Below are 9728 nucleotides of genomic sequence, written 5' to 3'. Positions count from 1 at the left end.
CCCCGAACCCGGCCCGCGCCGACTCCCCGGTGACGAACCACCGGTAGATCGCGCACATCGCCGCCGGCATGCCCTCCCGGGCCAACTCCTCGTACGCGGCCAGGTCGTGGCCGAGCAGCACCGCCGAGACGTACGTGAACACCGGATGGGCCGGGTCGTAGACCGGCAGGTGCACCACCCGCGGCACCCCGACCAGGCGGTCCGGCGGGGCGACCTGCTGCTCGCTGCCGTGCCGCAGGTCCACCACGCAGGCCGGCGCCAACTTGCCCAGCACCGGCAGGTCCTCGTCGGTCAGCCGGCCCAGCGCGGCGGTACGGATCAGCCGCCCGGCCCGGACCCGCCGCCCGTCGACCGTGGGCAGCCCACCCAGGTCACGGGCGTTCGGCGCGCCCACCAACTCCCAGTCCCGTCCCACCATCGGCCCTCCCCGGTCGCCGGCCACCTGCGTATAGGGTGCCCCACATGACGATCGCCGCGGTACGCACCCACCGGCTCACCGCCCCCTTACACACCCCGTTCGTCACCGCGCTACGCCGTACCACCACGGTGGACACCCTGGTCGTCGAGGTGGTCGACGCCGACGGGCGGTCCGGCTTCGGCGAGGCCCCGCAGGTCTGGCAGGTCACCGGAGCCTCGATCGCCGGCGCCGAGGCGTGCGTCCGGGACCTCCTCGGGCCCCGACTCGTCGACCGCGACGCCGACGACCTCAACGCCCGCTGCGCCGAGATCAGCCGTGCCGTGGCCGGCAACGAGTCGGCCAAGGGCGCCGTCGACATCGCCCTGCACGACCTGGCCGCGCGGCGGCTCGGCGTACCCCTGGTGCGGCTGCTCGGCGGGACCGCGCTGCGCGTCCCGACGGACGTCACCCTGGCCGCCGGCGACGCGGTGGACCTGGCCGCGACCGCGACCCAGCGCGCGGCCGAGGGCTTCACCGTGCTCAAGCTGAAGGTCGGCACCGACGCCCGGGGCGACCTCGACCGGGTCCGCGCGGTGCGCGCCGCCGTCGGCCCGGACGTGCGCATCCGGCTGGACGCCAACCAGGGCTGGACGCCGCGCGAGGCGGTCCGGGTGATCCGCGGCATCGAGGACGCCGGGCTCGACGTCGAACTGGTCGAGCAGCCGGTGCACCGCCGGGACCTGGACGGGCTGGCCTGGGTCAGCGACCGGGTCGACCTGCCGGTCCTCGCCGACGAGTCGGTGTTCGACCTGCGCGACCTGGTCGAGGTGATCCGCCGCCGGGCCGCCGACATGGTGAACGTCAAGCTGGCCAAGTGCGGCGGCCTGCGCCCCGCCCGCGCGCTGCTCGACCTGGCCGCCGCGCACGGCATGGGCACCATCGTCGGCTCGATGATGGAGAGCCCGGTCGGCCTCGGCGCCGCCGCGAGCCTGGTCGCCGCGTACGGCACCAGCGCCGTCTCCGACCTCGACGCCGCCTGGTGGCTCGCCCGCTCGCCGATCGGCGGCGGCATCCGGTACGACGGCGCTACCGTGGTGCTCCCGGACGCGCCCGGCCTCGGCATCGCGGACGTGAATGAAGCAAACGTTCAGCCCGCCGGTTGAGTGGGGTTGGAATTTTTCATAGGGTCGGCGCAGAGTGCCCGAGATGGGGGTGGACGTGGAACTGCAACCCGGCCGCGAGGCCGTCGTCCGGGTCCCGGTGGCGACCCTCTGGACCGCGCCCGAGGCGGTCCGGCCGGTGGACCGCCCCGCCCTGAGCGACACGCCCGACATCGCCGCCTGGATCGGCGGCCTCAACCGTGACCAGCAGGTCGGCGACTGCGTGCTCAGCCAGTTGCTGCTCGGTGAGCGGGTCCTCGTCACCGAGCAGCGCGCGGACGGGTGGGCGCAGGTGGTCGCCCTCGAACAGCCCGCCGCAAAGCTCGCCCCCCGGGGATACCCCGGCTGGCTGCCCGCCGCGCAGCTCACCGCCGCGCCCGGACCCGACCCCTCGGCCGCCCCGCTGGTCGTGGACGCCACGCGCACCGCGCTGCGCGCCACCCCGGACGGGCCGGTCGCCCAGCCCGACGTCGTCCTCGGCACCCGCCTCGCCCCGGCCGGGCGGCCGGCGGACGGGTGGCGGGCGGTCCACGTGCCCGGCCGGGCAGACCCGCTCTGGGCCCCCGAGGGCGACCTGGTCCCGCTGCCCACCGAGCGCCCCGAGGCCAAGGAGGTCCTCGCCACCGCCGAACGGCTGCGCGACCTCGTCTACATCTGGGGCGGGGTGTCCACCCACGGGATCGACTGCTCCGGCCTGGTGCACCTGGCCTGGCGGCGGTACGGAGTGACCCTCCCCCGGGACGCCGACGACCAGGCCGAGGCGACCACGCCGCTGCCGCTGGACGAGGAACGCCCCGGCGACCTCTACTTCTTCGCCCGCCCCGGCCGGCGCATCCACCACGTCGGCATCGTCACCGCCGAGCCACACGGCGACCGGCGGCGGATGCTGCACGCCTGCTACCGGCAACGGCGGGTGGTGGAGGAGCAGCTTCCCGAGGACCGGCTGGCCACCCTCGTCGGCGCGCACCGCGTCGGCTGACCCCGTACCCGCGAGGGGGCGCTCCTGATCTCGGGAGCGCCCCCTTTCCGTCGTACGGTCAGCGCCGGGCCTCGGCCAGCTCGCGGCGCCGGTCCCGGGACGACTTGAACAGGCTGGCCGCGGTGGCGATGGCCAGGGTGCCCAGGATGACGACCAGCGAGAGCCAGATCGGGATGTGCGGGGCCCAGGCCACGTGCTCGCCGCCGTTGACGAATGGCAGGTTGTTGTCGGCGAGGGCCTCGAGGACCAGCTTGACCCCGATGAAGCCGAGCACCACGGCCAGCCCGTAGCTCAGGTAGATCAGCCGGTCCAGCAGGCCGCCGAGCAGGAAGTAGAGCTGCCGGAGCCCCATCAGCGCGAACACGTTCGCGGTGAAGACCAGGAACGGCTCCTGGGTGATGCCGAAGATCGCCGGAATCGAGTCCAGGGCGAAAATCAGGTCGGTGGTGCCGATCGCGATCATCACGATCAGCATCGGGGTGAACAGCCGCCGCCCGTTCTCGTGCGTGGTCATCCGGGCGCCGTCGAAGTCCCGGGACAGCGGCAGCGCCTTGCGGCTCCACCGGATCAGCACGTTCTCGCTGAACTCGCCCTCGTCCGGCTCGCCCTGCCGGGCCAGGTTGATCGCCGTGTAGATCAGGAACGCGCCGAAGAGGTAGAAGACCCAGGAGAACTGGGAGATCAGCGCGGCGCCGGCGGCGATGAAGCCACCGCGCATGACCAGCGCCAGCAGGATGCCGACGAGCAGCACCTTCTGCTGGTACTTCCGGGGCACCCCGAACCGGCCCATGATGATCACGAAGACGAAGAGGTTGTCCACCGACAGGCTGTACTCGGTGAGCCACCCCGTGTAGAACTGGCCGGCCACGCTGGGTCCGGCGAAGAGCCAGAGCCCGGCGCCGAAGATCAGGGCCAGAGCCACATAGAAGCCGACCCAGAGGCTCGACTCACGGACGCTGGGCTCATGCGGGCGCCGACCGATGATGAAGAGGTCGACGAGCAGGACCGCCGTCAGCGCGACGAGAGTTCCGGCCCACACATATCCGGACACGTTCAATTCATCCTCCGGCAGACACACAGCGTCGGGCACACCGTACGCCGGGTGAGCGGCCGGGGTGCGTCGACGCTGACTCTGGTGACTGTCGGAGGTCTCTTCCGCCACCGGTCCGAGACTGCGGACCGCTGGCCGACGGAGCCGGGTCGTGCGACCGGGGGCCGGTGCTCTTCCGTGCTGACGACTCCGTCGCGGGGGAATACTCCCCTCCTCGGCCGCCATTGTTCACCATCAGGCCCGGTGAGCGCATCTCCGGGTGCCCGGATTGATGAGGGAATCACTTTCTGAGGTGGCAGAAGCCACACTGGGCATGGCTTCCTAGGAGGCTAGGTGAGGGGCTGCCGCAGGGTCGAGTCGACCAAGGCCGGGGCCACCCGCGGCCGGCGGTGGGACGGGCAGCCCCCGACGGGTCGTCCGGGGACCGGCGTGCGAGGCTTCGGGGCATGGTTCTTGAGGTCGCGCTGATCGACGTAACCCCCGCGCAGGAAGACGACTTCGCCGCCGCGTACGCGCAGGCCCGCCCGATCCTCGCCGGCACGCCGGGCTGCCGCTCGGTACGGATGACCCGCGGCCTGGAATCGCCGTCCCGGTTCGTGCTGCTGGTGGAGTGGGACTCGGTCGAGGCGCACGACGTCAACTTCCGGCAGAGCGAGCGGTTCCCGCAGTGGCGGGGCCTGATCGGCCCGTACTTCGCCGGCCCGCCCCTGGTGGAGCACTTCGTCGACGTGCCGGCCTGAGCTGTCGTACCCCTGACATAGCCTGAGCCCGACGCGCCGGCCGCCGGTCCCGACGGGACATCGGGGGCGCCGGGCCCGGTGGCCGCGCGCGGAGATTTGCGTTGCGTTGCCCCGCCGGTCCGGTTGGCTGCCGATCATGGATCGGGTCGCCCTGGTGACCGGCGTGAGCCGGCGGATCGGCATCGGCGCCGCGGTCGCCCGCGGGCTCGCGGCGGAGGGTTGGCGGCTGACGCTGACCGGCCTGCCCGGCTACGACGACGCCCAGCTTCCAGCGCAACCGCTGACCCGGACCTGACCGGCGCGACGCCGGCCTCAGCTCGGCCCGGGTCCGGCGACCTCGGCGTCGCGCGGTTGGCGCGGCCGGGGCACCGGCGGCGAGCCGAGCCGCCGGCCGAGCAGCTCGATCGTCTCCTCCGCCGGCAGCGCCACCGCCAGCATCCGGTCGATCAGCCGCTCGTACCGGGCGATGTCGGCCGCGGCGACCAGCCGCAGGTCGGTGGTCAGGGTCTCCACCAGCACCGTACGCGGATCCGCCGGATCGGGGTGCGCGTAGTAGGCGAAGGCGGCCAGCGGGTGCACCCCGGGGTCGGCGTCGCGGGACAGCAGCCGGACGGTGATGTGCGGGCGCTCGGCGAGGGCGAGCAGGTGCCGCAGCTGGTCGCGCCAGACGTCGGGCGGGGTGCCGGCGGGGTCGCAGACCCGCTCGTCGAGCAGCGCGGTGTACTGGGGCGGATCGGGCCGCCGCAGCACCTCCTGCCGCAGGGCGCGGGCCCGGACGTCGGCCTCCACGTCCACGTCGTCGCAGAGCAGCGACCCGGCGGTCACCCGTAGCCGCGCGTACGCCGGGGTCTGGAGCAGCCCGGGCACCACGGCGGGCTGGTACTCGACGATACGCGCGGCGCCCGCCTCCAGCTCCGCGTACGCCCGCTGCCGCTCCCCCATCTCGCCCAGCGCCTTGGACCAGCTGCGGCCGGTGGCCGCGTCCCGGGCGATGACGATCAGCTCGCCGCGCCGGTCGGGCGGCACCTCGTAGACGTCGAGCAGGTCGAGCACGTCGGCCAGGTCGGGGCGGCTCTGGCCCAGCTCGATGCGGGACAGTTTGGACGTGGACGCCCACCCGAGCCGGGCACAGACCTGCTCCAGGGTGAGCGAGTCCCGGTGGCGCAGCCGGCGCAGCTCCGCGCCGAGCCGCACCCGCCGGACGACAGGACTTGCTGACAACGGCATGCGAGCCTCCCGGAGGGAGCGTACGCAGGGCCATCACGCTGGGCAATACATTGATTGCTCAGTGCGATCAGTGCAGCCGGCCGCCCCAAATCGGGCCGGGGCGTCCCGGGTCGCCCGCCCCGGCTCAGGGTCGGTAGGTGCCGAACGACCAGACCAGGCCGGCCAGGTCCCGGGCCACGTAGTCGCGGGAGCCGTAGTCGGTGTCGAAGGGCGGCCGGACGATCTCCGCGCCGGCCGCCCGGGCCCGCGCGTGGTGCTGGTCGACGTCGTCCACCGCCACGTAGACGCGGTAGTCGTCGTCGGCCGGCCGGGCCGCCGGGGCGGGACCGGTGCCCAGCATGACCAGGCCGTCCCCGTAGCCGAGCTGGGCGTGCCGCACCGTGCCGTCCGGGCCCTCGTGCACCTCGTGGACGGTGAGATCGAAGGCCGACCGGAGGAAGTCGATGGCGGCACGGGCGTCGGGATACCGGAGGACCGGACAGATGCTTCGCATGCCCCGAGTGTGCCGGCCTCCGGTCAGCCGGGATTGGACGAATATGACCTCTGGTGGGCCGACACCGCCGGGGTCACCCCGGCGAACTCCCGGAACTCGCGGATCAGATGTGACTGGTCGTAGTAGCCGCAGCGAGCGGCCAGCTCGGCCCAGCCCACGTCCCGATCGACGGTCCCGCCCTCCGGCGGCGGCCCGGCCAGCTCGGGGTTGACGGTCGTGTACGCCCGCTGGAAGCGCACCAGCCGGCCGACGGTCTTCGGCGGTAGGCCGAACTCCCGCCGGAACACCGTCGCGAGGTGCCGGCGGCTCCAGCCCACCTCGTCGGCCAGCGCGCCGATCCCGACGGCTCCCCCGCTGCCGGCGAGTAGCCGCCACGCCCGCAGCAGCCGCCGGTCCACCGTCCCGGCGGCGGCCAGCCGGCCGGCCAGCGCGGCGTCGAGGCGGGCGAACCGGCCCGGCCAGTCGGGTGCGGCGGCCAGGTCGTCGCGGAGCCGCGCCAGCCAGCGGTCGAGCCGGTCGACCGGCACGGCCCGGTTGGCCAGCTCGCCCAGCGGCAGCCCGAACAGCCGGCGGGCGGCCGGCGGCGTCAGCAGCACCTGCACCCCGGCGCCCACACCCACCGTCCGGGTCGTGCAGTACGCGTCGAACGGGCCGGCCACGAACGCGTTCACCCCGTGGGCGCCCCGGGCGGCGGCCCGCCGGTCGATGACGTCGAGCGGGGCGCCCCAGCCGAGGATCAGCACCACGAAGGCGCCGGCCGCCTCGTGGCGTACCAGGGGGCGGGGGGCATGCTCCCGGTAGCCGAGGTAACGGTCCACGTACGGGCGCAACCGGGGATCGGGCCGACCGACGACCACCTCGGTGAGCATGCCGTCCTCCCGGTCGCGCTCGCGTCACCGCACGCCGGCGGCGTCCATCCCGCGCAGTTCCTTCTTGAGGTCGGCGACCTCGTCCCGGATCCGCGCCGCCAGCTCGAACTGCAACTCCCGCGCGGCGGCGAGCATCTGGTCGTTGAGCTCCTGGATGAGGTTGGCCAGGTCGGCCCGGGCCATCCCCTCCCGGGACGGGGTGGCCGCACCGCCGCGACCCCGGCTGCGGGTCTCCTTGACCGGGGCCTTGCCCCGGGACAGCTGCCGAGCCGCCCCGCCGACCTGGGTGTTCTCGGTGTCCTCGGCCTCGCGGTAGATGTCATCGAGGATGTCGTGGATCTTCTTGCGCAGCGGCTCCGGGCTGATCCCGTTGGCCTCGTTGTGCGCGATCTGCTTGGCCCGCCGCCGGTCGGTCTCGTCGATCGCGTCGGCCATCGACGGAGTGATCTTGTCGGCGTACATGTGGACCTGGCCGGAGACGTTACGGGCGGCCCGCCCGATGGTCTGGATCAGCGACCGGCCGCTGCGCAGGAAGCCCTCCTTGTCGGCGTCGAGGATCGCCACCAGGGACACCTCGGGCAAATCGAGGCCCTCGCGGAGCAGGTTGATGCCGACCAGCACGTCGTAGTCGCCCTTGCGCAGCTCGCGCAGCAGCTCCACCCGGCGCAGCGTGTCCACCTCGGAGTGCAGGTAGCGCACCCGGATGCCGTTCTCCAGCAGGTAGTCCGACAGGTCCTCGGCCATCTTCTTGGTGAGCGTGGTGACCAGCACCCGCTCGTCCCGCTCGGTACGCAGCTTGATCTCGTGCATCAGGTCGTCGATCTGCCCCTTGGTGGGCTTGACGACGACCTCGGGGTCGACCAGGCCGGTCGGACGGATCACCTGCTCGACGAACTCGCCCTGGGCCTGCTCCAGCTCCCACGGACCGGGGGTGGCGGAGAGGAAGACCATCTGGCCGACCCGCTCCAGGTACTCGTCGAAGCGCAACGGCCGGTTGTCGGCCGCGCTGGGCAGCCGGAAACCATGGTCGATCAGCATCCGCTTGCGAGACGCGTCACCCTCGTACATGCCACCGATCTGCGGGATGGTCACGTGCGACTCGTCGACCACCGTGAGGAAGTCGTCGGGGAAGTAGTCGAGCAGGCAGTGCGGCGGGCTCCCGGGCAGCCGGCCGTCGATGTGCATCGAGTAGTTCTCGATGCCGGAGCAGAAGCCGACCTGCCGCATCATCTCGATGTCGTAGGTGGTGCGCATCCGCAGTCGCTGCGCCTCCAGCAGCTTGCCCTGCCGCTCCAACTCGGCCAGCCGCTCGCCCAGCTCGGTCTCGATGTCACGGATCGCCCGCTCCATCCGCTCCGGGCCGGCCGCGTAGTGCGTGGCCGGGAAGATCATCAGCTGGTCGACCTCGCGGACCACGTCCCCGGTCAGCGGGTTGAGGTAATAGAGCTTCTCGATCTCGTCGCCGAAGAGCTCGATCCGGACGGCCAGCTCCTCGTACGCCGGGATGATCTCCAGGGTGTCGCCGCGGACCCGGAACGTGCCGCGCTGGAACGCCATGTCGTTGCGGGTGTACTGGATGTCGACCAGCCGCCGGAGCAGCTGATCGCGGTCCAACTCCTGCCCGACGGCGACCCGTACCGCACGGTCCAGGTATTCCTCCGGGGTGCCCAGGCCGTAGATCGCCGAGACCGTCGCCACCACGATCACGTCGCGCCGGGTGAGCAGCGACATGGTCGCCGAGTGCCGCAGCCGCTCGACCTCCTCGTTGATCGAGGAGTCCTTCTCGATGTAGGTGTCGGTCTGCGGGATGTAGGCCTCGGGTTGGTAGTAGTCGTAGTAGGAGACGAAGTACTCCACCGCGTTGTGCGGGAGCAGCTCACCGAACTCCTTGGCCAGCTGGGCGGCGAGGGTCTTGTTGGGCGCGAGCACCAGGGTGGGCCGTTGCAGCCGCTCGACCAGCCAGGCCGTGGTGGCGCTCTTACCGGTGCCGGTCGCGCCGAGCAGCACCGTATTACGGTCGCCACGCCGGACACGCCGCTCAAGCTCATCGATGGCTGCCGGCTGGTCACCGGCCGGCTGGAACTCACTGACGACCTGGAAGCGGCCGTCGAGCCGGGGAATGTCGAGCGCCATGACCCCCACGGTACGCCCGCGGTCTGACAGTTCCGGGCCGACCACGGAGAGTCCCTGATCGGCTTCGATATTCCCATTGTGGGCCACATCTCACCCGACTACCCTCGTACCGTAGGCCGCTCGCGGCGGCCGACCGGGCCGGCGGCCCCCTTCGGGGCCCGGCCGCCCCCGGCACCAGGGTCGCAGCACCCGGGACGACCGGCGTGCGCACCCGAGGTGGTCGCGCTGAAGGCGCAGACCGGCCGCCGCGAGCGCCCCTGCTCGTCACCCGATCCCCGTCGCCGCGTTCTCCACTCGTGGAGACCTCCCCCCGACGCCGGCAACTCCCGGCACGAGACGCCACTCCGCCCCCGCCCGACGACACCCGCGCCGAGCCGGCCGAGCCGCCCGCCGACCCCGCAACGCCCGGCCGCGACGCCCCCGGCGCCGGTGCCCCCGAGCCCGCCGGCGGACCCCTGCCCGAGGAGCGCCGAGCCACCACCCGCCGCCCCACCGCCGAGCCCGCCGCCGCGGACCCGGCGAGGCGCCCGAGCGTGGGCCGCCGCCTCGCCGGACTGCTCCGCCGCGCCGGGCTGCTCCGCCGCGCCGGGCTGCTTTATGGCGCCGGCGGGCGCGAACCAGGCCCCGACCCGGAGGTGACCGCGGAAATCGTGCCGCACGAGCCGGGCCGGGGACACCG

Annotated in this window: 10 protein-coding genes and 1 pseudogene; 5 read left to right on the top strand and 6 right to left on the bottom strand. The window is 73.1% G+C overall.

Going from position 1 to position 9728, the window contains the following annotated elements; genetic code table 11:
- Positions 1-418, bottom strand: a 418-nt coding sequence (locus tag ONA70_RS31400; RefSeq protein ID WP_265010112.1) for a tyrosine-protein phosphatase, incomplete at its 3' end; no start/stop codon positions are given.
- A gap of 44 nt (positions 419-462) precedes the next feature.
- Between ONA70_RS31400 and ONA70_RS31395 the strand changes: the two genes are divergently transcribed.
- Both ONA70_RS31395 and ONA70_RS31390 read left to right on the top strand, forming a co-directional pair.
- Complete coding sequence (locus ONA70_RS31395; RefSeq protein WP_265010111.1) at positions 463-1560, top strand: mandelate racemase/muconate lactonizing enzyme family protein; 1098 nt, start codon at positions 463-465, stop codon at positions 1558-1560.
- A 43-nt stretch (positions 1561-1603) separates the two neighbouring features.
- Positions 1604-2536, top strand: a complete 933-nt coding sequence (locus ONA70_RS31390; protein WP_265010110.1) for a C40 family peptidase — start codon at positions 1604-1606, stop codon at positions 2534-2536.
- A gap of 58 nt (positions 2537-2594) precedes the next feature.
- Here the strand turns inward: ONA70_RS31390 and ONA70_RS31385 are convergent, their stop codons facing one another.
- Positions 2595-3593 carry a TerC family protein gene (locus ONA70_RS31385; RefSeq protein ID WP_265010109.1) on the bottom strand — a complete coding sequence of 333 codons (999 nt, stop codon included), beginning with the start codon at positions 3591-3593 and terminating at the stop codon, positions 2595-2597.
- Between the two features lie 440 nt (positions 3594-4033).
- Between ONA70_RS31385 and ONA70_RS31380 the strand changes: the two genes are divergently transcribed.
- Positions 4034-4327, top strand: coding sequence for an antibiotic biosynthesis monooxygenase family protein (locus ONA70_RS31380; RefSeq protein WP_265010108.1), 294 nt, complete (start codon positions 4034-4036; stop codon positions 4325-4327).
- Between the two features lie 136 nt (positions 4328-4463).
- Entirely contained in the window at positions 4464-4622 is a 159-nt protein-coding gene (locus ONA70_RS31375; RefSeq protein ID WP_265010107.1) for a hypothetical protein, read from the top strand.
- Positions 4623-4639: 17 nt separating this feature from the next.
- Here the strand turns inward: ONA70_RS31375 and ONA70_RS31370 are convergent, their stop codons facing one another.
- From ONA70_RS31370 to uvrB, 4 genes are all read right to left on the bottom strand, one after another.
- Positions 4640-5554: a helix-turn-helix domain-containing protein gene (locus tag ONA70_RS31370; RefSeq protein WP_265010106.1), complete on the bottom strand. Its 915-nt coding sequence runs from the start codon at positions 5552-5554 to the stop codon at positions 4640-4642.
- 124 nt (positions 5555-5678) lie between these two features.
- Positions 5679-6047 carry a VOC family protein gene (locus ONA70_RS31365; protein ID WP_265010105.1) on the bottom strand — a complete coding sequence of 123 codons (369 nt, stop codon included), beginning with the start codon at positions 6045-6047 and terminating at the stop codon, positions 5679-5681.
- A 23-nt stretch (positions 6048-6070) separates the two neighbouring features.
- Complete coding sequence (locus tag ONA70_RS31360; protein WP_265010104.1) at positions 6071-6916, bottom strand: helix-turn-helix domain-containing protein; 846 nt, start codon at positions 6914-6916, stop codon at positions 6071-6073.
- Positions 6917-6940: 24 nt separating this feature from the next.
- Positions 6941-9049: an excinuclease ABC subunit UvrB gene (gene uvrB, locus ONA70_RS31355; protein ID WP_265010103.1), complete on the bottom strand. Its 2109-nt coding sequence runs from the start codon at positions 9047-9049 to the stop codon at positions 6941-6943.
- Between the two features lie 296 nt (positions 9050-9345).
- Here uvrB and ONA70_RS31350 point away from each other — a divergent pair.
- Positions 9346-9728, top strand: a pseudogene (locus ONA70_RS31350) (hypothetical protein); the annotation flags it as partial.

The organism is Micromonospora yasonensis (assembly GCF_026013475.1).
GTDB lineage: Bacteria > Actinomycetota > Actinomycetes > Mycobacteriales > Micromonosporaceae > Micromonospora > Micromonospora yasonensis.
Note: the sequence above shows the minus strand (reverse complement) of the source record. Positions and strands in the feature narration are given on the sequence as shown.

What these genes read in the sequence shown, in the direction of transcription:
- ONA70_RS31375 (WP_265010107.1), top strand. Translation starts at nt 4,464, where the DNA reads ATGGATCGGGTCGCCCTGGTGACCGGCGTGAGCCGGCGGATCGGCATC.
- ONA70_RS31370 (WP_265010106.1), bottom strand. Translation starts at nt 5,554, where the DNA reads ATGCCGTTGTCAGCAAGTCCTGTCGTCCGGCGGGTGCGGCTCGGCGCG.
- ONA70_RS31380 (WP_265010108.1), top strand. Translation starts at nt 4,034, where the DNA reads ATGGTTCTTGAGGTCGCGCTGATCGACGTAACCCCCGCGCAGGAAGAC.
- uvrB (WP_265010103.1), bottom strand. Translation starts at nt 9,049, where the DNA reads ATGGCGCTCGACATTCCCCGGCTCGACGGCCGCTTCCAGGTCGTCAGT.
- ONA70_RS31390 (WP_265010110.1), top strand. Translation starts at nt 1,604, where the DNA reads ATGGGGGTGGACGTGGAACTGCAACCCGGCCGCGAGGCCGTCGTCCGG.
- ONA70_RS31360 (WP_265010104.1), bottom strand. Translation starts at nt 6,916, where the DNA reads ATGCTCACCGAGGTGGTCGTCGGTCGGCCCGATCCCCGGTTGCGCCCG.
- ONA70_RS31365 (WP_265010105.1), bottom strand. Translation starts at nt 6,047, where the DNA reads ATGCGAAGCATCTGTCCGGTCCTCCGGTATCCCGACGCCCGTGCCGCC.
- ONA70_RS31395 (WP_265010111.1), top strand. Translation starts at nt 463, where the DNA reads ATGACGATCGCCGCGGTACGCACCCACCGGCTCACCGCCCCCTTACAC.